17 protein-coding genes are annotated in these 23,815 nt (G+C 71.8%); 7 read left to right on the top strand and 10 right to left on the bottom strand.

Going from position 1 to position 23,815, the window contains the following annotated elements; all coding sequences use genetic code 11:
• Nucleotides 1-213 precede the first annotated feature (213 nt).
• From WME89_RS18950 to WME89_RS18925, 6 genes are all read left to right on the top strand, one after another.
• Nucleotides 214-1,164: a hypothetical protein gene (locus WME89_RS18950; RefSeq protein ID WP_438010518.1), complete on the top strand. Its 951-nt coding sequence runs from the start codon at nucleotides 214-216 to the stop codon at nucleotides 1,162-1,164.
• 55 nt (nucleotides 1,165-1,219) lie between these two features.
• Complete coding sequence (locus tag WME89_RS18945; RefSeq protein ID WP_438010517.1) at nucleotides 1,220-3,181, top strand: molybdopterin-containing oxidoreductase family protein; 1,962 nt, start codon at nucleotides 1,220-1,222, stop codon at nucleotides 3,179-3,181.
• 85 nt (nucleotides 3,182-3,266) lie between these two features.
• Entirely contained in the window at nucleotides 3,267-4,712 is a 1,446-nt protein-coding gene (locus WME89_RS18940; RefSeq protein ID WP_438010516.1) for a protein kinase domain-containing protein, read from the top strand.
• Between the two features lie 94 nt (nucleotides 4,713-4,806).
• Complete coding sequence (locus WME89_RS18935; RefSeq protein ID WP_438010515.1) at nucleotides 4,807-5,865, top strand: tetratricopeptide repeat protein; 1,059 nt, start codon at nucleotides 4,807-4,809, stop codon at nucleotides 5,863-5,865.
• Complete coding sequence (locus WME89_RS18930; RefSeq protein ID WP_438010514.1) at nucleotides 5,865-7,001, top strand: formylglycine-generating enzyme family protein; 1,137 nt, start codon at nucleotides 5,865-5,867, stop codon at nucleotides 6,999-7,001. Before WME89_RS18935 ends, WME89_RS18930 begins: the two co-directional genes overlap by 1 nt.
• 115 nt (nucleotides 7,002-7,116) lie before the next feature.
• Nucleotides 7,117-9,024 (top strand): hypothetical protein, encoded by a 1,908-nt coding sequence (locus WME89_RS18925; RefSeq protein WP_438010513.1) that lies wholly within the window; start codon nucleotides 7,117-7,119, stop codon nucleotides 9,022-9,024.
• 154 nt (nucleotides 9,025-9,178) lie between these two features.
• Here WME89_RS18925 and WME89_RS18920 read toward each other — a convergent pair whose 3' ends face one another.
• Both WME89_RS18920 and WME89_RS18915 read right to left on the bottom strand, forming a co-directional pair.
• On the bottom strand, nucleotides 9,179-10,774 hold the full coding sequence (locus WME89_RS18920; RefSeq protein ID WP_438010512.1) for a hypothetical protein: 1,596 nt from the start codon (nucleotides 10,772-10,774) through the stop codon (nucleotides 9,179-9,181).
• Nucleotides 10,775-10,899: 125 nt separating this feature from the next.
• Nucleotides 10,900-11,373, bottom strand: coding sequence for a DUF4126 family protein (locus tag WME89_RS18915; protein ID WP_438011946.1), 474 nt, complete (start codon nucleotides 11,371-11,373; stop codon nucleotides 10,900-10,902).
• Between the two features lie 393 nt (nucleotides 11,374-11,766).
• Here WME89_RS18915 and WME89_RS18910 point away from each other — a divergent pair, with 393 nt between their 5' ends.
• Nucleotides 11,767-12,273 carry a DUF4112 domain-containing protein gene (locus tag WME89_RS18910; RefSeq protein ID WP_438010511.1) on the top strand — a complete coding sequence of 169 codons (507 nt, stop codon included), beginning with the start codon at nucleotides 11,767-11,769 and terminating at the stop codon, nucleotides 12,271-12,273.
• 36 nt (nucleotides 12,274-12,309) lie between these two features.
• On the opposite strand, the gene WME89_RS18905 is transcribed toward WME89_RS18910, so the two are convergent.
• The 8 genes from WME89_RS18905 to WME89_RS18870 form a co-directional block, all read right to left on the bottom strand.
• Nucleotides 12,310-13,440 (bottom strand): glycoside hydrolase family 5 protein, encoded by a 1,131-nt coding sequence (locus WME89_RS18905; protein WP_438010510.1) that lies wholly within the window; start codon nucleotides 13,438-13,440, stop codon nucleotides 12,310-12,312.
• Nucleotides 13,441-13,686: 246 nt separating this feature from the next.
• The gene (locus tag WME89_RS18900; protein ID WP_438010509.1) at nucleotides 13,687-14,391 is read right to left on the bottom strand and encodes a Bax inhibitor-1/YccA family protein; all 705 of its coding nucleotides are present in this window, start codon (nucleotides 14,389-14,391) and stop codon (nucleotides 13,687-13,689) included.
• Between the two features lie 291 nt (nucleotides 14,392-14,682).
• The gene (locus tag WME89_RS18895) at nucleotides 14,683-15,033 is read right to left on the bottom strand and encodes a hypothetical protein (protein WP_437626616.1); all 351 of its coding nucleotides are present in this window, start codon (nucleotides 15,031-15,033) and stop codon (nucleotides 14,683-14,685) included.
• 94 nt (nucleotides 15,034-15,127) lie between these two features.
• Nucleotides 15,128-16,570, bottom strand: a complete 1,443-nt coding sequence (locus tag WME89_RS18890; protein WP_438010508.1) for an AAA family ATPase — start codon at nucleotides 16,568-16,570, stop codon at nucleotides 15,128-15,130.
• A gap of 376 nt (nucleotides 16,571-16,946) precedes the next feature.
• Nucleotides 16,947-18,515: a bifunctional phosphoribosylaminoimidazolecarboxamide formyltransferase/IMP cyclohydrolase gene (purH, locus tag WME89_RS18885; protein WP_438010507.1), complete on the bottom strand. Its 1,569-nt coding sequence runs from the start codon at nucleotides 18,513-18,515 to the stop codon at nucleotides 16,947-16,949.
• A gap of 111 nt (nucleotides 18,516-18,626) precedes the next feature.
• Complete coding sequence (gene lon, locus WME89_RS18880) at nucleotides 18,627-21,119, bottom strand: endopeptidase La (RefSeq protein WP_438010506.1); 2,493 nt, start codon at nucleotides 21,117-21,119, stop codon at nucleotides 18,627-18,629.
• 239 nt (nucleotides 21,120-21,358) lie between these two features.
• Nucleotides 21,359-22,615 (bottom strand): ATP-dependent Clp protease ATP-binding subunit ClpX, encoded by a 1,257-nt coding sequence (gene clpX / locus WME89_RS18875; protein ID WP_437628033.1) that lies wholly within the window; start codon nucleotides 22,613-22,615, stop codon nucleotides 21,359-21,361.
• A gap of 444 nt (nucleotides 22,616-23,059) precedes the next feature.
• Nucleotides 23,060-23,704, bottom strand: a complete 645-nt coding sequence (locus WME89_RS18870; RefSeq protein WP_437626612.1) for an ATP-dependent Clp protease proteolytic subunit — start codon at nucleotides 23,702-23,704, stop codon at nucleotides 23,060-23,062.
• Between the last annotated feature and the right edge of the window lie 111 nt (nucleotides 23,705-23,815).

Here is a 23,815-nt window from a genome sequence, read left to right as displayed (position 1 = left end):
CCATGCGTCAACCGTGCGTCCAATGAGGCCCGCGGGCCGCACGCCGCGGCGCCCGGCGCGCGGGGTGGCCCTGCGCGCCGGATGACACCTGCGCGCAAGCTGACACCAGCGGGCCGGACGAGGCTCGTGTGGCGAAACGGTGGAGCGGCGAGGGCCCCTCGCCAGCGGCGCCGGATCTTGTGCCGCCTCGCCGACTTACGTACGATGACCCGGATGACGCGTGCGCGAGACGACCTCGAGGCGCTGCGGGATCCAGCGCTTCGGTCCACACCGCTCGAGGCCGAGAGCTCCGCCCAGAGCACGGCATCCGGGCCGATGGAGCCAGGTCCGGAACAGACGAGCGGCGCCCCCGGGGCGCCCTCTCCAGCAGAGCGCCAGGGCGCCGACGAGCCGCAGCAGGCGGGCTCGGAGCGGCCGGAGACGGCCGAGCCGGCCGCGCCCGCGGGCGGAGAGCCGCCGCAGGCCGACCCGCGCGCCCGGGGCGACGAGAGCCTGGATCGCGAGCGCTACGAGCGGTACGCGATGCCGGCGAGCGACCTGCCCGCGGCCAACGTGCAGGCCTTCCGCGGGGACGCGGCCGGGGTGCTCGCGATCGTGCGGCGCGCGGTGCAGTCCGTGACGCGCGATCCGGCGCGCCACCGGCGCCGGCTGCCGAAGTCCCGCTTCGACACGATCCGCAGCTTGCCGGAGCTCGCGATGGCGCTCGATCACGCGGTGACGCGCATGCAGCCCGAGAGCGCGCCGCCGCCCGAGGTGGCGGAGCGGCTCGACCAGATCTACGAGGCGCTCCGTCCGACCCTCGCCGCGGCCGAGGTGTGCTTCCCGCGCGGCATCGTCCCGGAGACGTACGGCATCGTCCGGCGCGCGCTCGTCGCCGGCGACCCCGCGAGCGCGGCGGCCACGATCACGAACCTCATCCTGGACCGGTGGGGCCACGTGCAGAACCGGATCTCGATCACCAGGGACGAGGTGACCCGGGTGAACAGCACCGCGAAGTGGCTGCTCAGCAACACCCGCCCGCCCGAGCGCCTCGACTCGAGGGACATCCGCGATCGGCTGTGGTCGCTCCTGCGCGAGCGCTACGAGCAGCTCCGGGTCATCGCCCAGGAGGTCTCGGGCGACGACTCGCGGGAGTACGCGCCCGAGCGGCTCGCCGCGGACTAGCCCCCAGGGCTCGGCGGGCGTACCGCCCCGCGCGCGCCCGGTCTAGGCTGCCGCCATGCAGGAGATCCGCAAGACCGTCTGCAACCGCGACTGCCCCGACGCCTGCAGCATCGTGGCCACCGTCGAGGGCGGCCGCGTCGTGCGCCTCGGCGGCGACCCGGCCCACCCGATCACGAGGGGCTTTCTCTGCTACCGGACGTCGCGCTTCCTGGAGACGCAGTACTCGCCCGAGCGCCTCACCGCGCCGCTGCTCCGCAAGGGCGGTGAGCTCACGCCCGTCTCGTGGGAGGAGGCGCTCGACACGGCGGCCGAGCGGCTGCTCCGCATCCGGAGCGAGTCGGGCCCCGCCGCGATCTTCCACTACCGCAGCGGCGGCTCGCTCGGGATGCTCACGGGGATCACCGACGCGTTCTTCGCGCGGTTCGGGCCGGTCACGGTCAAGCGCGGCGACATCTGCTCCGGCGCGGGCGACGCCGCGCAGCTGACGGACTTCGGCGAGGAGGACAGCCACGACCTCGCCGACCTGAAGAACGCCCGCCACATCCTCCTCTGGGGCAAGAACGTCTTCACCTCGAGCCCGCACACCCTGCCGGTGCTCCGCGAGGCGAGGGCGCGCGGCGCGGAGCTCGCGCTCATCGATCCGGTGCACCACCGGACCACGTCGGTGTGCGGGGCGTTCTACCAGCCCCGCCCGGGCGGCGACTTCGCGCTCGCCATGGCCGTCGCCCGCGTGCTCTTCGACGAGGGGTGGACCGATCCGCGCGCCGCGGACTACTGCGATCACCTCGACGCCTTCCGCGCGCTCGCGCGGAGCCGCTCCGTGGCGGCGTGGTGCCGCGACGCCGACGTACCCGAGGCCGCCGCCCTGGACCTCGCGCGCCGCCTCGGCCCCGAGAAGCCCACGGCGATCCTCGTGGGCTGGGGCATGGGCCGCCGCACCTCGGGCGGGGCGATCGTGCGCGCGCTCGACGCGCTCGCGGCCGTGAGCGGGAACCTCGGCATCCCCGGCGGCGGCGTCTCGTTCTATTTCAAGCGGCGCGGCGCGTTCGACCTCTCGTCGTTCGAGGGAGATCGCCCCGCGCCGCGCACCGTCTGCGAGCCCCTCTTCGGAGAGGAGGTGCTCCGGATGAGCGACCCGCCCGTCCGCGCGGTGTGGGTCACCGCCGGCAACCCGGTCGCGATGCTGCCCGACTCGGGCGCCGTCGCGGAGGCGCTCGCGACGCGCGACTTCGTCGTGGTCGCCGACGCCTTCCTCACGGACACGGCGCGGCTCGCCCACCTCGTGCTGCCCACGACGACGCTCCTCGAGGCCGACGACGTGATCGGCGCCTACGGCCACCATTACCTCGGCGTCGCCACGCCCGTGGTCCCGCCCCCGGACGGCGTGAAGAGCGACCTCGAGATCATGCAGGCGCTCGCCAGGCGCGTGGGCCTCGGCGGCGCGCTCGACGGCAGCGCCCACGACTGGAAGCGGCGGGTCGCCGAGCCGCGGCTCGCGCCGCTCGGCATCACCCTCGAGACGCTGGAGCGCGAGCCGGTGCGCAACCCGCTGGCGCCGAAGGTGCTGTTCGCGGACCGCAAGTTCCCCACCCCGAGCGGGCGGGTCAACCTCATCACCGAGGCGCCGGCGGACCGCGAGGATCCGGGCGCGGACGGGTTCCCGCTGCTGCTGATGGCGCTCTCCACCGAGAAGTCGCAGTCATCTCAGTGGGCGCGGCCCCAGCAAGGCCCGGCGGTCGTCACGGTCCACCCCGACGCGGCCGGCGGCGTCGCCGACGGCGAGCTCTGTCGGATCGCGTCGCGCGTCGGCGCGATGACGGTGCGACTCCGCCACGATCCCGCCCAGCGCCGCGACGTGGCGCTCATCCCGAAGGGCGGCCACCTCCGGGACGGCCGCTGCGCCAACGCGCTGATCCGCGCCCGCACCACGGACATCGGCGAGGGCGGCGCGCTCTACGAGGAGCGGGTGCGCGTCGAGCCGCTCGCGCAGGACGACCGCCCCGCGCCCGCGCCGTGAGCCCGCGGCGCGCGCGGCGCGGTGAACCCGCGCGGTGGACGCGGTCCGGGGCGCATGTATCCTCGCAGCCGGCAGGTCACAGCTCATGTCGATCGCACTCCAGGAGGGGACCGTCTTCGCCGGGCGCTACGAGGTCGTCCGCTGCATCGCCACGGGCGGCATGGGGGCGGTCTACGAGGTCACCCACATCGAGACGCAGCGGCGGCGCGCGCTCAAGGTGATGCTCCCGCACCTGCTCCGCAGCCCCGAGCTGCGCGAGCGCTTCAAGCGCGAGGCCCGCATCGCCGCGCAGGTCGACAGCGAGTTCATCGTCGACGTCTTCGACGCCGGCATCGACGAGGCGACCGAGATGCCGTTCCTCGTCATGGAGCTGCTCCGGGGCGAGGAGCTCGGCAGGCGTCTCGCGCGCCTGGGGCGGCTGCCGGCGCACGAGGTCGTCGCGTGCCTGCACCAGACCGCGCTCGCGCTCGACAAGACGCACCGGGCGGCGATCGTCCACCGCGATCTCAAGCCCGAGAACCTGTTCCTCGTCCACCGGGAGCAGGGCATCTCCCAGATCAAGGTCCTCGATTTCGGCGTCGCCAAGTTCATGGCGGAGAACGCGACGCAAGCCAACGCCACGCTGAGCGTCGGGACCCCTTACTACATGGCCCCGGAGCAGTTCCGCGCCGGCCCCGTCTCGCCGGCGGCCGACCTCTATGCGCTCGGGATGATCGCCTACACCCTCCTCGTCGGCGCGCCCTACTGGGTGAGCGAGGGCCGCCAGATCACGAGCGTCATCTCGTTCGCGATGATCGCCGTCGACGGGCCGAAGGAGCCCGCGACGGCGCGCGCCGCGCGGCTCGGCGTGGAGCTGCCGCCGTCGTTCGACGCCTGGTTCTTCCAGGCGACGGCGAGCGACCCCGCCGTGCGCTTCCGGACCGCGACGGCGGCCATCGAGGCGCTGGCAGAGGCGCTCGGGATCGGAGCGGCCGGGAGGAACCTCCTCCCCTCGAGGGAGGCGCAGAGCTCGCCTCCCCACGCCGCCGCGCCGAGGTCGCCGAGCGAGCCCCGGGGGACCCGCGGCGTCACGCCGCCGGAGCCCTCGGCCGAGAAGCGCCACCCCTCCGGCCAGGCGGAGGTCGCCCTCGGGGCGACGGTGCTGGGGCCCTCGCTCACGCGGAGGGTCCTCGGCGGGGCCGCCCTCGCCCTGGCGCTCGGCGCGGCCGGCGGGGCGCTCTCCTATGCCCTGCGCGCGCTCGACGCCCCTGCGCCTCCCGGCGCCGCGACAGCATCCACGGGCGGCGAGCGCGGCGTCGCCTCGCCTCGGGGGAGCGGCGCGGCCCGCGCGGGTGAACCCGCCCCGCAGCTCGACACGACCGTGAGGGTCGAGCCTGCCCCCACAGGCGTCGTGCCTTCCGCCGAGCCGACCGCGGCGCCCTCGACCGCGCCTTCTGCCAACGCCTCCGCGCGGCCGGTGCGACGGCCGGGCAGCGGCGCCCCGCGCCGCCCGCCGGAGCCGCCGCCGGAGCCGGAGTACACCCGCGACTGACCTGGATCGCCGGCGCGCGCGGCCGGATCGCCGGCGCGCGCGGCCGGGCTCATCATTGTTCGCAGCGGCGGCCGAGACGGCTACCGTACCCGGGATGAGACGCTATCGATTCGCGCTCGCGTGCGGCCTGGGCGCCATGACGCTCGTCGCGCGCGCCGCGCCGGTGCGGGCGCAGGACGTCGCGGCGGCGGAGGCGCTCTTCAACCGCGGGCTCGCGGAGATGCAGGCCGGCCGGTACGAGTCGGGCTGCCCTTCCCTGAGCGAGAGCTACCGCCTGGATCCTCGCCCCGGGACGCTGTTCACGGTCGCCGAGTGCGAGGCCAGGCGCGGCCGGATCGCGACAGCGGCCACCCGCTACGGCGACTACCTCGCCCTCTACGCGCGCCTGACCCCCGACGCGCAGGCGAAGCAGAAAGGGCGAAACAAGATCGCGGCCCAGCGAAAGGCCGCGCTCACGCCCGACATCCCCGAGCTCACGCTCTCGCTCCCGGAGGGCGCGCCGCCGGGCACGGTGGTGAAGCGCGACGACCTCGAACTGGGGGCGCCGATGCTGGGCGTGCCGCTGCCGACCGATCCGGGCGAGCACGTCGTGACGACGCAGGCCCCCGGAGGGCCGCTGACCGAGGCGCGCCTCTCCATCGCCAAGGGCGAGAAGAAGCAGATCACCCTGGAGGTGAAGGCCGCGCCGCCGGAGACCCCGGCGGCCGCCGCGCCTCCGGGAGCGCAGCCGCCGCGCCTGCCTCCGCCGCCGCCAGCCACCGACACGGCGCGCCGCGGGAGCTGGCAGACAACCACAGCGTTCGTCGTGGGCGGCGTCGGGATCGCAGGGCTGGCCCTGGGCGGGGTCATGGGCGGGCTCGCGCTGAGCAAGAAGGCGACGGTCGACGACAACTGCGACGGGACGATCTGCAATCGCGAGGGCAAGCTCGCCGCGGACAGCAGCAGGACGTTCGCGCTGGTGAGCACGATCGGCGTCGGCGTCGGCGTGGTGGGGGTCGGCGCCGCCCTCGTGTTGCTGCTCGCGGCGCCGTCGCCTCCGGCCAGCGGCGCGAGCGCGAGCCTGCCCCGCGCGGCGCCCGCGCCACGGGTGAGCGCTGGAGCGTGGTCGACCGGAGACGGCGGGGGGATGATCGGGCTCCAAGGAGCGTGGTGATGAGAACGAGAACGATGTTGGTCGGAGCGGGCCTGCTCGCGGTTTCGTCGGTGACGACCGCGGGCTGCGCCAAGCTCATCGGCCTCGAGGACGAGTACCAGGAGGCCGCAGGCACGAGCAGCGCGTCGGGCACCGGCGGCGGCGCCACCGGCGCTACCGGCTCCGGCGGCAGCGGCGGCGCCGGCGCCGCGGGCACGGGCGGCGACGGCGGCGGCGGCGCTTCCGGCTCCGGCGGCAGCGCCCCGTACGCGGGGCCGCCGAGCTGCGCGGAGCTCGCGGCGACCTGCGGCGCGAACGCCGACGAGGACTGCTGCGCGGCGGGGCTCGTCGAGGGCGGCACTTTCCACCGTGACAACCACAACGACGACGAGGCCTACGCCGCGACGGTGAGCTCGTTCCACCTCGATCGCTTCGAGATCACCGTCGGCAGGTTCCGCAAGTTCGTGGAGGCCTACCCGGGCAGCAAGCCGGCGGTCGGCGACGGCGCCCACCCGAAGATCGCGGACAGCGGCTGGCTGCAGATCTGGAACACGCTCCTGCCGGCCACCCAGGAGGAGCTGCTCGCCTCGCTGGCGGAGCCGTGCGGCGAGACGCCGATGAGGACCTGGACCGACACGCCCGGCGCGCAGGAGCGCAAGCCGATGAACTGCATCAAGTGGTTCGAGGCGTTCGCTTTCTGCGCCTGGGACGGGGGCCGGCTCCCGACGGAGGCGGAGTGGAACCTCGCCGCGGCGGCCGGCAGCGAGCAGCGCGTGTATCCGTGGGGCACGAACGAGGACGAGATCGACTCGACCTACGCCGTTTACAACTGCATCGGCGACGGCTCGACCGCAGACAACTGCCAGTTCTCGGACATCCTCCCCGTCGGCTCGCGCTCTCCGAAGGGCGACGGCAAGTGGGGGCAAGCGGACCTGGCGGGCAGCGTCTGGGAGTTCGTGCGCGACTCCAGCGACAGCGACTACCCGGTGCCGTGCAACGACTGCGCGCTCATCGAGATCGACGGCGCCCGGCGCGCCCGGGGCGGCGCCTGGAACGCGAACCAGTACAACGTCACCACCGATTACTACACGTGGATCGATCCAGCGGGCCGCTTCTACGACGTCGGAGCCCGCTGCGCGCGGGACGTCTTGCCGTGAGCTCGCGCGGCCCGTGACGCCCTCGGGCGGGCCAGGGGCTGCGCGCGCCGGCCGGCACGACGGCGTCGTGACCAGCCCCTGGCCCGCGCGGCCGGAGGCCACGTAACCTCGCGGCATGGCGAGAGAGCTGCCTGCTCGGTTCGGGATCACCCCTCACGCCGTGCGCCGCATCGCCCACCGGCACATCGTGATGGGCGGCGTGATGGCGCTGACGGGCGCCGCGGTGAGCGCGTCCGGCGTCGGCAGCGCCGCGGCCGGGGTTCCGTTCGGGATGGCCGGCGCGCTCGTGATCGCGATCGGGCTCCGCACCCGCGCGATGGGCGTCTCCGCGCAGGTCGTGAACAAGGCCCACAACCTCGCCGCCGCCGGCCAGCGCGAGGCGGCCTCCGAGCTGCTCGACCACGCCGAGGAGACGGCCCGCTCGAGCTACATCCGGCGCGTCATCGACGTCCAGCGCGCGCTCGCCGCCATGCAGCGCGGCGATCTCGCGGGCGCGCTCCGCCGCGCCGACGCCGCGGTCACCCGCCGCGCCGACGTGCTCGCCTGGCACCTGGAGCAGGCGACGATCGTCGCGGCGCACGCGCTGAGGGCCTTGGTCCGCGCCTCGACGGGAGAGCGCGACGGCGCCGCGGCGGACATCGCGCTCGTCCGGAGCAGCGCGCTCGCGTCGCCCGAGGCGCTCGCCCGCGCGGAGCTCGCGGCCGCGGTCCTCCTGGAGCGGACGGGCGATCGCGAGGCGCTGCGGGCGCACCTGCTCCGCGAGCGACGGCTCCTGCTCGAGCACACGCGCCCGCGCGAGCGCGCCCTCGTCCGCGCCTACCAGCGCATGCTCAAGGCGAAGGCGAGCTCGGTCTACCGCACCGGCGCGAAGCGCGACGCGGAGCCCTCCGGAGAGCTCTCGGCGGCGGACTGGGCGGCGCGCGTCTCGCCCGAAGCGGCGCCGTTCATGCGCGCGCCCTCGCCGGACGCGGGCGGGGTGGAGGAGCTGTCGCGCGCGACGATCGAGCAGGCAGACGCATCCGCGCGCGCCGCGGCGGAGGGGCGCGCCCGGATCGATCGCCGGCCGGCGGTGAAGGCGGCCGGCCGCAGGCTGCTCCTCTGGGTGGTCCTGGTGATGACGTTCGTGGTGATGTGGCAGTTCTTGAGCCCCGGGCATGCGCCGGAGGCTCCCCGCGTCGAGCGCGTGCGGGCGGAGCCGCTCTTCGACTTGCTCGACCTTGTCTGGCTGTCCCCGCTCGCGTTCATCGCGATGTTCGTCGGCATCGCGTTCGTCCACGTGGCGCGCATGCGGAAGGTCTCGCAGCGCTTCGTGGCCGCCCAGGTCGCCCTCGCGCGGGGGGAGGAGCAGCGCGGGAAACGTGAGCTCGAGGGCCTGACCGCGGGCAGGGCTCCCGTGGTCGCGGCGCAGGCCCACCTCTCGCTGGCCGAGCTGTCGGAGCGGCAGGGGGAGCTCACCGCGGCGCTCGCGGCGTGCGAGGCGGGGCTCGCGCGGCTCGACACCAACGTGGCGCGGGTGATGGCGGCGGACATCCTGCTGCCGGCGCTCCTGGCCGAGCGCGCTTTCCTCTTCGCGGCGATGGAGCGGAGCGCCGACGCGCGCGCCGAGATGGCGCTGCTCGCCGAGCGGTACGCGTCGTACCCGTACCTCGAAAGGGCGAGGCTGCGGGTCGCGCTCGCGCTGCGGGCGCGCGAGGGTGACATCGCCGGGGCGGCGCGCCTCACCGAGCGGGACGCGGACGTGCCGCTCAACGCGCGCGACGAGCTGCTCGCCGACGTGTGCCGCGCGGCGGCGAGCCCGGGGACCGCGGGTGCCGGCGAGGTGGAGCGGCTCCGCGAGGAGCTGCGCGTCGACGCGGCGAGCCGGCGCTGGCTCGCCGCGATCGCGCCGGCGGCGCTCGAGGCGTTCGAGAGGGTCGGCGACCCGGGAGATGCGGAGGCGAGCGCGGAGGCGGAGGCGCTCGCAGAGGCGGAGGCGAGCGCAGAGCGCGCCTGGGCGCCGGCGCGCGGCGCCGGGGCGGCGTGATCGAGGCGGCGCGTGGGTCGCGGGCGTGCGGAGCGGCCGCGGCGGCTCGAGGCCCGCGCCGAGCGCCTGGCGGCGCAGCGGAGGGCGCTCCGCGTCGAGCCAGACGACAGCGGCCCCTGAGCGCCCGCCTGCAGCCAGGCAGACGGTTCGCGGCTCAGTCCTTCTGCGCAGGCGCCTGCATCGGCTCCCTCGGCGTGCCTTGCTCCATCGGTTTTTCGGCCGAGCCCTCCACGGCGTCGCCGATGTCGCGCGCCACCTTCTCCACGGTGCGCAGGCTGATCCGCCCCGCGAGCACCAGGGTCGCGCCGAACTCGCGGCAGTCGATCGGCTCCAGCCGCACGGGTGACGTGAAGGCGTTGACCGCCGCCATCTGCCCCGCGGCGTAGTCGAGGCGCGCGCCGAAGACGAGATCGCCGTACCGGGTATACGACACCATGCCGAGCGACGCGTGCACGCCGCTCATCCGCTCGAGGAAGAGCCTCGAATCTGCGGGCACGGGCCCTCGCGGGCCGGACAGCGCGTTGAAATCGGAGACGACGCCGCCCAGCAGGCTGAGGTCACGCGTGAGGAACAGCTCGGCGCCGAGCCCCACGTTGACGATGGGCGCCGACGCCTCGACCATGTCGAGCCGGCTCTGCCTCCGGCTCGCCACCGCTCCCCCCTCGATCGCGACCTCCTCCCGATCGGCGGCGACCCGCGCGAACTCGCGCTGGCCCATGTAGAAGAAGCCGTCCAGCTCCAGCCGCAGCCTGCTCCACTCCGCGCTCGCGCCCAAGGCCACGCGGGTCGGAGAGGGAGCCGTGAACTCCCCCTCACCGGCCCAGTAGCGCACCGTCGCCGTCTCGGCGGCGAGCGTGTCCTGGTGGCTCGCGTCCAGCGAATCGAAGACATGGAGGCTGGGCGTCCGCAGGCTGATCCCGGCCGAGAACACCTTGCTCAGCCGGTACGTGACCCCGAGGTGCGCGAGGACATCCCAGGAGTCCGCCGACAGCGCGGCCAGGTACGTCGCGCTGCTCGCCGAGCGCGTCCCGGTGTCCTCGACGAGGCTGGCCACGCTGAGCTCGCTCGAGTAGCGGGTGCGCACGACGGAGAGCGAGACGCCCAGCGCGAGGCGCTCGGTCGCGCTGTAGCTCCACGAGGGACCCGCGCTGTAGCGTCCCCACTCGTAGCGGAGCGTCTGCGCCTGGTTCACGCGGCGTGACGCGGACTCCCCCGAGAACCCGAGCGCGTCGAACCCGAACTCGTTCTGCTCCGTCTTCGCGAGGCATGCAGCGAGGGTGTGGCGACCGACCGGCACGCGCGTCCCGTCCCCTGCTCGCGCGCCGCTCCTCAGGTCGAAGAAATAGCAGGTCGCGTCGGGCAAGGTGCTCAGGCCCTGGTCGATCACCGTCGTCTCATCGAGCCGGAGCTCCCCGTACCGGGCGGCGTCGACCGGGCCTGGCTGGTGCCACGACTCCAGCGTTCGATGCCTGTAGCGGAAGAACGCTGACGAGAACGCGATGTTCCGGTCCTCGATGCGGACGATCGTGGCCGGGTTCAGGAAGGGCGCGGCGCCGTCGACGCCCAGCACCACCCCTGTGCTCCCCAGGAGCGCCGATCGCCCGCCGAGGAGCGCGGACTCGTACCTTCCCTGAGCCTGCGCGGGAGCGCTGCCCAGCGCGCCGAAGACGCCGAGCAGCGCGCCGGCGACGCCGAGCAGAGCTACGCGACCTCCGGAGCGGCGCAGGCGAGCGCACGGCCTCAGCGGCATGGCAGGCGCCAGCATGGATCGCGGCGCCGTGACCGCAACGGCAGCAGCGCCCCGCTGTGGCAGGACGCGACGTGCGCGCGCGTCGGAAGCTCCCTCGGGGCTCTGGTGGAGCGCATGCCCCCTGATTAACGTCGCGCCGCCAGCGCGCCCAGGCCGAAGGCGATGGCGTCCTCGACCATCGCTCCGACCGGGGCGGGAACGCGGGTCCTGCGGTTCAGCCACACGCGGGCGCGGTTCCCGACGACGGCGCCCACCGCGGCGGCGACGGCGCCGACCACGGCGCCGGCGATGCGCATGTTCTTCTCGGGGCTCTGGGAGCCGACGGCGGCGCCCAGGAGCGCCCCGATCACGAGACGTCCGCTGAGCGGGCCTCTCGAGAGGCGGCTCGGCGCGGACGGCAGCTTGTCCATCAGGAGCTCTCCGCCCGCGAGCAAGCTCATCACGCGCTGCGCGACGGGCGAGCGAAGCGTGCGCCAGAAGCTCCCGCGCTGCCCGTCGAACGCGCCGCGCTCGGCGCTGGACGCGAGGATCCTCACGCCCAGCATGGAACGCATGCCCGTCACCAGTCCGAGCCCTGCCGCCTGCCCCAGGATGACCATCTCCGAGGAGCGGGGTCGCAGGGCGCCTCCCATCACCGTTGCTGTCGCCATGGCGACCGATACAAGCAACGCACATGCCCCGGTCGGGGTGCCCCTCTTCGTCTGAAATGCGGCGCGCTCCGGACGACCTACGCCCGCGCCGCGCCGGCGTTCTCCCGCTGCCGGCGGGCGTCGACGCCGCCGCCGCCGCGACGCGGAGCTCCCTGCGTCCGCCCGCTCCGCGCCGCCCTGAGAAGCGCGGCGACCTCGCGCCGCTCCGGAGAACGCAAAGGGCGCAAAAGTGCCTCGGCCGGGGCGATGGCCGACCCCGCTGCACCTCTGGCATCGCGGTCGAAGGGAGCGCGGAGTACGCTACGAGAGCCATCTCGTCCGGATCCCGGAGAACGGTCCGCCATGCCTGTGACACCTCTCACCACGCTGAAGACCGTTGATCTCGAGGAGGAGCGGCTGAAGCGCCTGAACGCGCTCGGGCATTTTCTGGACAACGCGATCCGCATCCCCGGCGTGGGTTACCGGGTCGGCTACGACGCGGTGATCGGGTTGATCCCGGGCGTCGGTGATCTCATCGGTTTCGGGCTCTCCGTGTACATCGTGCTCGCGTCGACGCGTTACCGTCTCCCTGCGTCGACGTTGCTGCGCATGGTGCTCAACGTGGGGCTCGAGACGGTGATCGGCACGGTCCCCCTCCTGGGCGACCTGTTCGACGCGACCTACAAGGCGAACGCGCGCAACCTCGACCTCTTGCGGGCGCACCTCGCCGCGCGCAGCCAGGGCGGCGCGCGGCCCTCGGATGCCCGCTTCTACGCGGGGCTGCTCCTCGCGCTGGCGGGCGTCCTCGCGCTGGCGGGCCTGCTGCTCTTCACGTTGGTGCGAGCGGCGCAGGGCCTCCTCGGCTCCTGAGCGGCGCCGCCGATCGGCCCTGGAGGGGCAACCTCGCTACTGGACCGATACCGACAGGTGCGCCTGAAGCGACGCCATCTGGGGTGCGTCGGCCCCGCCTCGCGGCTCGAGCGACGTGAAGTAGCTCTTCCAGGAGGGCCCTGCGGCCCAGTAGGTCCAGCCCACGTAAACGTCGCTGTTCTGCTCGAGGTAGACCACGACGTTGGCGATGGCCTTCAGGCATACGGCGCCCGATCCGCCGCTGAACTCGCCGAGGAACCCCTTCTTCCCGTGCTTCCTGAGCCACGCCGTGAACACCTTCAGGCGCTCCACCCCGACGGTCTCGCTGACGCAGTCGGGCGATTTTCCCGAGGAGTCGTCGTCGAGGTGCTGGTGGACCTCGAACGCGACGTGGTGCTTCGGGTCGGCGACCTTGAGCAGCGCCTCGGCGTTCGACGTCCCGTAGAACGTCGCCTCGAAGCTGTGCGCCCCTGACCACCCGTTGCCGGGGACGATGATGAGGTTCGTCGCGCCGGAGCTGCGGATGGAGACGATCGCCGCGTTGGCCGCCTCGATCCACTGCTCGGTCGGCATGTCGTGCGGCTCGTTCATGAGGGCGAAGACGACCCTCGCGTTGCCCTTGAACTCGACGGCCAGCCGCCCCCAGAACTCTGCGAAATCCGCGATCGGGATCTCTGCGCCGACGACGCCCGTCCCGTAGCGACCGTAGTTGTGCACATCGAGCACCACGTAGGCGCCCTTCGCGACCAGGTTGTTGACCGTGGTCTTGAGCCGGTTCAGCTCCGCGGCGTTGAGCGGCTGGTTGCGCGCGGGCTGCAGGCGCTCCCAGCGGAACGGCACCCGGAAGGTGTTCATCCCCTTTGCGAGGAAGTAATCCGCGGACGTGTAGCCCTTGGAGAACGCGGGATCCGGATAGGCGTAGTGGACCCCCGGGTTCCCTGGCAGGGACCCCTTCCCGAAGGGGTCCACCGCGAACTCTGCCCCTGCGAGGCTGATTCCCCGGAGCGAGAGCGGCTGCGCGAGCAGATCGACGCCGGCCGCGCCGCTCACGTTGACGGCGGCGTTCGCAGTGGCGGCTGGCTCAGCCTTCTTCTCCGAGTCCTGCCCCCGGCACCCTGGAGCAACGGCTCCGAGCCCCACCAGCGCCCACGCCAACGCTTTCCTCACAGCTCCACCTCGGCCCCGCATCAGACCCCGGCGTGAGCTGCCGCGCAAGCGTCCCGCCCACCGCTCCGTCCTCCCCCGCAGCGACCGCCCTCCCCCGCGCCGTCCACGCGGAGGACGTCGAGCGGGGCGCGCCCGCACAGGAGACGGGCCCAGATCGGCGTTTTCGGCGCGCAGGCGTACTCCTGTACGCCGAGCACCGAAAACGTCGAGGTGGGCCCGTCTCCTGTGCGGGCGCGCCCCGCTCGCTCAGTCGCGGGAGCTGATGAAGAGCCGGAGGATGTACCAGAAGAGCATGGCGACGGACGCGAAGAGCTCGAGCGCGGCGCCGACGTACCGGTCCTCGGGGAAGTGGTGCAGCACGTTCGACGTGTCGTAGAGGATCGCGGCGCCGGCGAACGCGACCATGGCGACGCTGAAGAACGTGCCGAGCTGGAAGCTGAAAAGCGCTCCGGCCAGCATCAGGACGATCGCGCAGATGCCGCCCCAGCGGAGCAGGGCGCCGAGGAAGGAGAAGTCCTTGCGGGTCACGAACGCGATCGCGGTGAGCCCGGCGAAGCCGGCCATCGTCGCGAGCCCGGCGCTCTGGATGGCGCCGGGAGCGACCATGTCCGCGATGTAGAGGAGCGGCACGAAGATGATCGCCTGGGCGAGCACGTAGCCGAACAGCGCGGCATACTGCACCGGCTTCGACAGGGAGGTGTGCGCCGCGCGGCTGGCCAGCCAGCTCACGAGCATGAACGCCCCGAGCACCAGCAGCCAGCTCGTGCCCATCATCGCCCTGGCGATGACCGAGGCGGCGCCGGTCTTGAAGAGCGCGAACTCGATCCCCGCGAAGAGAACGATCGCCCCGAACAGGTGATTGTACGTTCGCACGATGAAGCGCTCGCGCGAATCGGCGCCGGCACGGAGCACCGAAGAACGGTCCCCGTATCCTACGTAGTTCTGGTCCATGTTCCCTCTCGTCGGTAGTAGGCCTCGACCCTGGCGACAGCTGACGATAGCACGCCGCATGCCGACGATGCCGTCGCCGGGCGAAGACGCGTGGCGCCACGGTACACGGAGCGCAGGCGCCCGTGCGCGGCCTTTTCCGGCGCTCGCCGGTCGCAAGAAGCCGGGCTGATTCCACCAGCGCCGGTACCGCTGGAGGCCGTCAGGGGACTCCCGCAGCGACCGCGGCGGATGATGGAAAGGCTGACGTAACTCCGTCCGGGACCTCGTCGAGGTCCCCCATGAAGAGCTGACTTAGATCCCCTTCGGGATCTTGTCGAGGTCCACCTGGGAGAGCGCGTGCCGGATCAGCGCGCTCCGGTTGGCCTTCGTCATCCCGCGCCCCTTGAGCGCGCTGACCATCTCGTCCAGGCGCACGAGATCCTCGGTGTACATCGAGATGCAGATGACCTTGTAGTGCTGCGGCCTTTCGGGCGCCGGCGCGGCGCCTGGCTCGGACGCGGCGCCCGCCCGGGCTGGCCGGCTCTTCGCGCGCGAACGGGGCCCTTCCGTGGGCGTATAGAATGCCCCGGACAAAACACCTTCCACCTCATCGCGATCGAGCAGCGCCCGCGCGGCGCCCCCGAGATCGCCTTCGCTCTTCATTGCTTCCTCCAGCTCCCTGCCCGCTCCAACCCCGGCCGGGACTCCGCGTCAGCGGGTCCCTTCGTCCTGTGGGACTCCGCGTCCGCGGGTCCCTTCACGCACCCGCCGCCGCGCCCGGCCGCTCCGTCGCCGCGCCCGGCCGGTCGGTGCTCCACGACCCCCCTGCCTCGGAGCCGACGACGCCGCGCTCGCGGCTCTCGATGATGCGGTCGACCACGGCGAGGTAATCGTCCGCCGCCGGAGTCCCCGGCGCATACTCGAAGATCGTCTGTCCCTGCGCGGGCGCCTCCTTGACCTTGATCGCCTGGCGGACCGGCGCGAGGCAGCGCTCCCCGAAGTGCTGCTTCATCGTGCTCACCGCCTCGCGCGCGATCTTCGCGCGACCGTCGAAGAAGGTCGGAAGCACGCCCCAGATGTGCACCGGATGGTGCAGCAGCGCGTTCACGTTCTTCACCGTCTTGATCACCTGCCGGACGCCGACGAGCGACAGGTAGTCGCACGCGACCGGGACGAGCACGCTGTCGGCGAACACAAGCGCGTTCTGGTTCATCAGCGAGAGGCTCGGCGAGCAGTCGAGCACCACATAGTCGTAGTCGACCGCGGCGGCAGAGAGCCGATCCGAGAGCACGCGATCCCGGTTCTGGCGACCCGCCAGATAGAGCTCCGCCGCGGCGAGCGTCTCGTTGGAGGGCAGGAGATCCAGGTTCGGGCGCACCGTCTTGATCGCGTCCGAGATCCGGAGCCCCATCACGAGCACGTGGTAGAGCGACCGCTCCGCGCCGGCGCCGAGCGAGACGGAGACGTTCCCCTGTGCGTCGGTGTCGACGAGGAGCACCCGCTTGTCGCGCGCCGCGAGCCCGGCCGCCACGCTCACGGCCGTGGTCGTCTTGCCCGTGCCGCCCTTGTGGTTGAAGACGGCCAGATACCGCGGCACACCGGCCGGCCGCGGCGGCGGCGACGCCGCCGCCCGCTTCGCGCCCCCCGCCGGCGACAGGGACACCGCGACAGCGCCCTGCTGCCCGCGAGGCTCCGCCGGGCGCGCAGCAGACGCGGCCGGAGCGGCCGGCGCCCCGACCGCCCCTTGCGCGCTCGCCCAGGCGGCGGCCAGCTCCGGGGACGCCGGCTCGCCCGCCTCCTCGGGGGCGCGGGCGCCGGCGCGGGCCGCCGGTGCCTCACGGCGGGTCGGCGGCAGCCCCTCCGCAGGCGCAGGCGCAGGCGCCGAGGCCGCTGCCGCGATGTCGCCGAGGCGCACCCCCTTCGCCTCACGGATCAGCTGCGTCCGGCACCCCAGCGAGCACGCGTAGTGCCGCCGCCCGGTCACGTAGAGCACCTGCGACACGAGATCCGGGGTGAAGCGCTTCGCGCACGCGTCGCACGTGGCGAGCGCGGCGCCGGTTTCCCCGCCGAGCTGGCTATTTTCCAGGCACTTCTGCGAGCAGAAGAAGGAGAAACCGCCGTCCTTCTCCTCCATCTGGTACCGGAACTGGACCTCGAATCCGGTCCCGCACACGCTGCACGTCTCGCTGATTCCGCCCACAGCTAGCTCCTTCGCGCCGCGCACAGCGCTTTGCCCAGGCGCAGCGTTGACCATCATCACAGTCAAGGACCAAAGGTCAACTTTTCTGCGAGCGGTGCACACGCTTCCCCCGGATGGAGGAACGCGCAGCGCGCCTCCGCCGCAGGGCGGGGCGCGCCAGGGGCGGCGCAAGGGCCGCGCCGGGGCGGGGCGTGCCGGCGTGGCGCCAGGCTGAGGAAGCCCCTCATTTGCAGCCATTTTCAGCAGGGAAATTGAACAGGGAGGCGGGGAGACAGGGAGTATTTTGAAGGTTTTCCTCCCCGCCTCCCCGCCTCCCGGTGAATTTCCGAAGAATTTGAGGGGATGCCTCAGGGCGCCAGGGCCGCGCCGGGCCGGCTCAGTGACGGAAGTGCCGGGTCCCGGTGAGGACCATCGCGACCCCCGCCGCGTCGGCAGCGGCGATGACCTCCGGGTCCTTCACGCTACCTCCGGGCTGCGCGACAGCGGTGATCCCGTGCTCGGCGGCCACCATCAGGCCGTCCGGGAACGGGAAGTAGGCGTCCGACGCGAGGACGCTCCCGCGGGCCCGCTCGCCCGCCTTGCTGCAGGCGATGCGCACGCTCTCGACCCGCGACATCTGCCCGGCGCCGACCCCGACCGTGCTCCCGGGCACCGCGAGCACGATCGCGTTGGATTTCACGTGCTTGCAGACGCGCCAGGCGAGCTCGAGCGCCTCGATCTCCCGCTCCGTGGGGGCCCGCTTGGTCGCGACCCGGCCCCCGCGCACCTCGCCGGCCGCGGTCGCGTCCCGGTCCTGGACCACGAGCCCCCCGCCGACGCGCTTGAACGTCAGCTCCCGATGATCCGCGGGCAGGAGCGCGCCAGTCGCGAGCACCCGCAGGTTCTTCTTGGTCCGGAGCACCTCCAGCGCCTCGGGCGCGTAGGCGGGGGCGATCACGCACTCCAGGAACGTCTCGACCAGCACCTCGGCGGCCGCGCGGTCGACCTCGCGGTTCAGCGCGACGATCCCGCCGAAGGCGCTCACGGCGTCCGCGTTGCGCGCCGTCCTGTAGGCGGTCGCGAGGTCGCTGCCCGTCGCGACGCCGCACGGGTTCGTGTGCTTCACGACGACCGCCGCGGGCTCGCTGAACTCCCGCACTGCCTCGAACGCGGCGTCCACGTCGACGAGGTTGTTGAACGAGAGCTCCTTGCCGCCCGCGCCCAGCGACTCCGAGAGCGCGAGCGAGCCCGCGGCCGCGCCCCGCTCGCGGTAGAAAGCGCCCGACTGGTGCGGGTTCTCGCCGTACCGGAGCGGATAGGCCCGCTCGAGGGCGAGCGTCAGGAAGCGCGGATACGTCTCGCGCTCCGCGGCGCTCGGCTCGCCCTCCTCGGGCAGCGAGGAGAGGTAGCCGGCCACCATCCCGTCGTACGCCGCCGTGTGGGCGAACGCCTTCGTGGCGAGCCGGCGGCGGGTGGAGCTCGACACCGCACCTTCCCTGTCGATCTCGGCGAGCACAGCCTCGTAGTCGGCCGGGTCGACCACCACCGCCACGCGCGCGTGGTTCTTCGCCGCGCTCCGCACCATCGACGGGCCGCCGATGTCGATGTTCTCGATGATCTCGGCGTGCGAGACGCCCGGCCTCCGGACCGTCGCCTCGAAGGGGTAGAGGTTGCAGATCACGAGATCGATCCGCTCGCCCCCGAGCCGCGCGAGGTCCTCGTCGTCGATCGCGCCGCGCATCAGGATGCCGCCGTGCACCCTGGGGTGGAGCGTCTTCACCCGGCCATCCATCACCTCGGGAGAGCCGGTATAGGCCTCCACGCCGACGACCGGCACGCCCGCGTCCTGGAGCGCCCGCTGCGTCCCCCCGGTCGAGAGGAGCTCCACGCCCCTGTCCGCGAGCCGCCTGGCCAGCGGGAGCAATCCCGTCTTGTCGGATACCGAAATCAGTGCGCGTCGAATCATCGCGACGCCAGCTAGTGCGTCTCGGCGCCCGCCGCCAGTCTATCCGTCCAGCGCCGCGCCCGTGGGCCGCGACGCTCGCGCGAGCGGCGCCGCGCTCGCGCTCGGCGCCGCTCAGGCGGCGGGCGGCGCGGCCGGCGTCGGCTCGCCCGCCGGGCCCGGAGGCGCCATGACCGGCGCTTCCTCGGTGACGAGCTCGCCGTCCCGGTACTCCAGGACGCCCTTCGGCGGCCCGAAGATCGCGTTGGGATCGGGCAGCATGAGCGCCTCCCGGAGCACGTCGTCGACGTGCTCGACGAGCACCAGCCGCAGCGACTTCAGCACCCGCCGCGGCACGTCCCGGAGATCCTTCCGGTTCTCCTTTGGCAGGATCACGGTCTTGATGCCCCCGCGGTGGGCCGCGAGCAGCTTCTCCTTGAGCCCGCCGATCGGCATCACGCGGCCGCGCAGGGTGATCTCGCCCGTCATCGCGAGGTCCCGCCGGACGGGCACCTTCATCAGCGCGCTCACGAGCGCGGTCACCATGGTCACGCCGGCGCTGGGCCCGTCCTTCCGGACGAAATCGGGGAAGTGAATGTGGACGTCGACCTTCTGATAGACGTCCGGCTCGAGCCCGAGCCGATCGAGGCGCGAGCGCACGTAGCTCATCGCCGCGTGCCCGCTCTCCTCCATGCCCTTCTCGAGCAGCCCCGTGATCACGAGCTTGCCCTTGCCCGGGACCACCGTCGCCTCGGCCGGGAGCAGGTCGCCGCCGACGTTGGTCACGGCCAGGCCGTTCACGAGCCCCACCTCGTCGCGCTCCTCGCGCCGGCCGAGCCGGTACTTCGGCACCCCGAGGTACTTCGGGATGCTCTTCGCGACGACCTCGATCGGCTTCTCCTTGCCGTCCGACACGACCTTCCGGGCCACCTTGCGGCACACGCTCGCGATCTCGCGCTCCAGCGAGCGCACGCCGCTCTCCTTCGTGTAGTGGTGGATGATCGTCCGGAGCGCCCCCTCCGTGAGGTCGAGCGACACGTCCTCCAGGCCGCACTCCTTCCGCTGCCTGGGCACGAGGTACTTCACCGCGATGTTCAGCTTCTCGAACTCCGTGTAGCCCGAGAGCTGGATGACCTCCATGCGGTCCTGGAGCGGCACCGGGATGCCAGAGAGCGTGTTCGCCGTCGTGATGAACATCACGTCGGAGAGGTCGTAGTCGAGGTCCAGGTAGTGATCGTTGAAGGTGTGGTTCTGCTCCGGATCGAGCACCTCGAGCAGCGCCGCCGCCGGATCCCCGCGGAAGTCCGTCGACATCTTGTCGACCTCGTCGAGGAGGAAGACGGGGTTGTTCGTCCCGACCTTCTTGAGCGACTGGATCAGCTTGCCAGGCAGCGCGCCGATGTACGTGCGCCGGTGGCCGCGGATCTCCGCCTCGTCGCGCACGCCGCCGAGCGACAGCCTCACGAACTTGCGCCCCGTCGCGCGCGCGATCGACTTCGCCAGGCTCGTCTTGCCGACGCCGGGCGGGCCCACGAAGCAGAGCACCGGGCCCTTGAGCTTCTTCGTGAGCGCCTGGACCGCGAGGTACTCGAGGATCCGCTCCTTGATCTTCTTGAGCCCGTAGTGATCCTCATCGAGGATCCGCTCGGCCTCGACGAGGTCATAGCGCTCCTCGCTCTTGTCGTACCAGGGGAGCTCGAGGATCCAGTCGATGTAATTGCGCACCACGGTCGCCTCGGCGCTCGTGGGGTGCATCATCTTGAGCTTCTTGAGCTCCTTCTTGACCTTCGCGGCGGCCTCCTTGCTCATCCGCTTGGTCTTGAGGGCCTCCTCGATCTCCTGGATCTCGTTCTTGAACTCGTCGCGCTCGCCGCCGCCCAGCTCCTTCTGGATGGCCTGCATCTGCTCGTTGAGGTAGTACTCCTTCTGCGTCTTCTCCATCTGCTTCTTGACGCGACTCCGGATCTTCTTCTCCACCTGGAGAATCTCGATCTCGGCCTGCATCAGCTCGATGAGACGCTCTAGCCGCTTCTGCGGCTCCTCCATCTCGAGCAGCGCCTGCCGGTCCGTCAGCTTGATGGTCGGCAGGTTGGCGATGATCGTGTCGGCGAGCCGCGAGGCCTCGTCGATGGCCTGCACCGCCATCAGGACCTCGGGCTGGATCTTCTTGTTGAGCTTGACGTACATCTCGAACGTCGACTGGACCGAGCGCATCAGCGCCTCGACCTCGACGCTCGCGACCGAGCTCTCGACGATCTCGTCGTACTCGATCAGGAAGTACGCATCGCTCTGGACGTAGCGGCGGATGCGCGCGCGGCGCTTGCCCTCGATGAGGACCTTGACCGTCCCGTCCGGCAGGCGGAGCAGCTGCATGATCGCGCCGACCGAGCCGACGCCGAAGATGTCGTCGGGCGTCGGATCGTTCGTCTTCGCGTTCCGCTGCGCGGCGAGGAAGATCTCCTTGCCGCGGTTCATCGCCTCGTCGAGCGCGGCGATGCTGCGCTCGCGGCCGACGAACAGCTGAGAGACCATGTGTGGAAAGACGATGATGTCGCGTAGCGGGAGCAACGGGACGATCCCGCGCTCGGGTGCGTTCTTGCCGCGATCACTGTCGTTCTTGAAGAACATCCGCCGTCTTTCCGGGAGTGTCAGGAGGCCGGGGCAGCCCCGCCTCGGTTGTCACGAGTGTCCTGGTCTACTGCTGATCCGCCGCCGGGTCGGCCCGCGTCCTCGAGGGACGCGCGCGGTGCCGGCATGCTCGAGGGGCTCTGGGGGGCGAAGGCGAAGGCGCGCTGCGCGCGCGCCCTTCATCGCGGTGACCGCGGCGCGGGCTCGCGCCGTGGCCCACGACCCCCCGGGGGAAAGCGCTACGCGAGCTCCGCCTCCTTCGTGTACACGATGAGCGGCGGCTCGTGCTTGACGATCACGTCCTCGCTGACGACGACCTCCTTGATCCCGGTGCGGGACGGGACGTCGTACATGATGTCGAGCATCGCCGACTCGAGGATGGCGCGCAGGCCGCGGGCGCCGCTGTTCCTCTCGAGGGCCAGGCGGGCCACCGCCACGAGCGCCCCGCGGGTGAACTTGAGCTTCACCCCGTCCATCTCGAAGAGCTTCTGGTACTGCTTGACCAGGCTGTTCTTCGGCTTCGTGAGGATGTCGATGAGCGCCTCCTCGTTGAGCTCGTGGAGCGTCGCCACGACCGGCAAGCGCCCGATGAACTCCGGGATGAGCCCGAACTTCAGGAGGTCCTCCGGCTGGACGACGCTGAGCAGGTCGCCCAGCTTGAAGTCCTTCTTCGCCTTGATGTCCGCGCCGAACCCGAGGGTGTTCTGGCCGATGCGCCGCTGGATGATCTGATCGAGCCCGACGAACGCGCCGCCGCAGATGAACAGGATGTTCGTCGTGTCGACCTGCAGGAAATCCTGCTGCGGGTGCTTGCGGCCGCCCTTCGGGGGGACATTGGCGATCGTCCCCTCGATGATCTTGAGCAGCGCCTGCTGCACGCCCTCGCCGGAGACGTCGCGCGTGATGCTGGGGTTGTCGCTCTTCCTGCTGATCTTGTCGATCTCGTCGATGTAGACGATGCCGCGCTGCGCGCGCTCGACGTCGTGATCCGCGTTCTGCAGGAGCTGGACGATGATGTTCTCGACGTCCTCGCCGACGTAGCCGGCCTCGGTCAGCGTCGTCGCGTCCGCGATCGCGAAGGGGACGTTGATGATCTTGGCGAGCGTCTGCGCGAGGAGCGTCTTGCCGGAGCCCGTCGGGCCGAGCAGCAGGATGTTCGACTTGGACAGCTCCACGTCGTCCGAGGAGACCCGGCTGTCGATGCGCTTGTAGTGGTTGTGCACCGCCACAGCGAGGATCTTCTTGGCGCGGTTCTGGCCGACGACGTACTCATCCAACGTCGCTTTGATGTCGGCGGGCTTGGGCACCGGGGTCGACCCCGCGTACGGCTCGTCCTTCTCGACCTCCTCCGCGATGATGTCATTGCAGAGCCCGATGCACTCATCACAGATGTACACCGTGGGGCCCGCGATGAGCTTCTTCACCTCTTTCTGCGATTTGCCGCAGAAAGAGCAGCTTAGATTGCCATTCGAGTGATCGTCCCGCCTTCGCTCCACTTCGACCCTCAGTGCGGTCTGCCGACGCTGCCGCTTCAACGAGAGGTGGGGTTCCGCCGTCGCGGCCCCGCCAACTAGGGACGGGGACGGCTTCCACCGTCCCCTGGATTTTCAGCGATGCGCAGCCAAACGCCGCGCTCGGATTCTAGTCCGGTGCCCGTACCGTCGCAAGCTAACGGGGGTGGTCTCCAGCCTGTGGCCGAAGTCAGGGAATCGCCCTATGGCGCCCCGGCGCGAGCCGCTGACGAGATCGCACGCCGCGGGAGGAGCAGCGGCTCGAGCGAGCGCCTCACGGCGCGCCAGCCGCCGCCGCGCGCCGCGATGCCGCGCGCCCACGACGTAGCCCCCGCGGCGGCGCACCTGCGCGCTGCGCGCTCCGCGGCGGCACGTTCCCACGCCGCCCCTCCGCGCGAGCACCCCCGCCAGCCGAGGGGGCGCAGGCACCTACTTGTTCCGCTTCGGGAAGACCTCGTCGATCAGGCCATACTCCTTGGCCTGCGTCGCGCTCAGGTAGAAGTCGCGCTCGATGTCCTTCGCCAGCTCGTCCCGGTTCTTGCCGGTCGCTTCGACGAGGATGTCGATCAGCGTCTCCTTGATCTTCTTGATCTCGCGCGCCTGGATCTCGATGTCCGTCGCCTGGCCGCGCGCGCCGCCGAGCGGCTGGTGGATCATCATCCGCGCGTGCGGCAGCGCGAAGCGCCGGCCCTTGCGGCCCGCGCTGAGCAGCACGGCGCCCATCGACGCGGCCTGACCGATGCACATCGTCGACACAGGGCAACGCACGTACTGCATCGTGTCGTACATCGCGAGGCCCGACGTGACCACGCCGCCCGGGCTGTTGATGTAGACCTGGATCTCCTTCTCGGGATCCTCGCTCTCCAGGAAGAGGAACTGCGCGATCACGGCGTTCGCAACGAAGTCATCGATCTCCGTGCCGATGAAGACGATGCGATCCTTGAGGAGGCGGCTGAAGATGTTCCACTCTCGCTCGCCGCGGTGGGTCACCTCCGTGACCGTCGGGAGGATGTAGGCCTTCTCGCGTTCGAGAAACTCGATGGCTTGGGTGCGGGTTTCGACTCGTCGGGTCATCCGGTGCTCCGGGGGGTTTCCTGCCGCGCGGCAGGGTCTCTACTCCTGGGCCAGACTGCGTCCGATCGCAAGACCGAACGCGCCCGAGGTTACCGGAAATCTCGGCCACAC

Source organism: Sorangium sp. So ce321 (genome assembly GCF_051530195.1).
Taxonomy (GTDB): domain Bacteria; phylum Myxococcota_A; class Polyangia; order Polyangiales; family Polyangiaceae; genus Sorangium.
Note: the sequence above shows the minus strand (reverse complement) of the source record. Positions and strands in the feature narration are given on the sequence as shown.

Excerpts from the sequence above, each read along its gene's own strand:
- WME89_RS18940 (WP_438010516.1), top strand. The coding sequence starts at position 3,267 with ATGTCGATCGCACTCCAGGAGGGGACCGTCTTCGCCGGGCGCTACGAG.
- WME89_RS18950 (WP_438010518.1), top strand. The coding sequence starts at position 214 with ATGACGCGTGCGCGAGACGACCTCGAGGCGCTGCGGGATCCAGCGCTT.
- WME89_RS18920 (WP_438010512.1), bottom strand. The coding sequence starts at position 10,774 with ATGCCGCTGAGGCCGTGCGCTCGCCTGCGCCGCTCCGGAGGTCGCGTA.
- WME89_RS18935 (WP_438010515.1), top strand. The coding sequence starts at position 4,807 with ATGAGACGCTATCGATTCGCGCTCGCGTGCGGCCTGGGCGCCATGACG.
- WME89_RS18900 (WP_438010509.1), bottom strand. The coding sequence starts at position 14,391 with ATGGACCAGAACTACGTAGGATACGGGGACCGTTCTTCGGTGCTCCGT.
- WME89_RS18945 (WP_438010517.1), top strand. The coding sequence starts at position 1,220 with ATGCAGGAGATCCGCAAGACCGTCTGCAACCGCGACTGCCCCGACGCC.
- purH (WP_438010507.1), bottom strand. The coding sequence starts at position 18,515 with ATGATTCGACGCGCACTGATTTCGGTATCCGACAAGACGGGATTGCTC.
- WME89_RS18925 (WP_438010513.1), top strand. The coding sequence starts at position 7,117 with ATGGCGAGAGAGCTGCCTGCTCGGTTCGGGATCACCCCTCACGCCGTG.
- WME89_RS18910 (WP_438010511.1), top strand. The coding sequence starts at position 11,767 with ATGCCTGTGACACCTCTCACCACGCTGAAGACCGTTGATCTCGAGGAG.
- WME89_RS18895 (WP_437626616.1), bottom strand. The coding sequence starts at position 15,033 with ATGAAGAGCGAAGGCGATCTCGGGGGCGCCGCGCGGGCGCTGCTCGAT.
- WME89_RS18930 (WP_438010514.1), top strand. The coding sequence starts at position 5,865 with ATGAGAACGAGAACGATGTTGGTCGGAGCGGGCCTGCTCGCGGTTTCG.
- WME89_RS18915 (WP_438011946.1), bottom strand. The coding sequence starts at position 11,373 with ATGGTCATCCTGGGGCAGGCGGCAGGGCTCGGACTGGTGACGGGCATG.
- lon (WP_438010506.1), bottom strand. The coding sequence starts at position 21,119 with ATGTTCTTCAAGAACGACAGTGATCGCGGCAAGAACGCACCCGAGCGC.
- WME89_RS18870 (WP_437626612.1), bottom strand. The coding sequence starts at position 23,704 with ATGACCCGACGAGTCGAAACCCGCACCCAAGCCATCGAGTTTCTCGAA.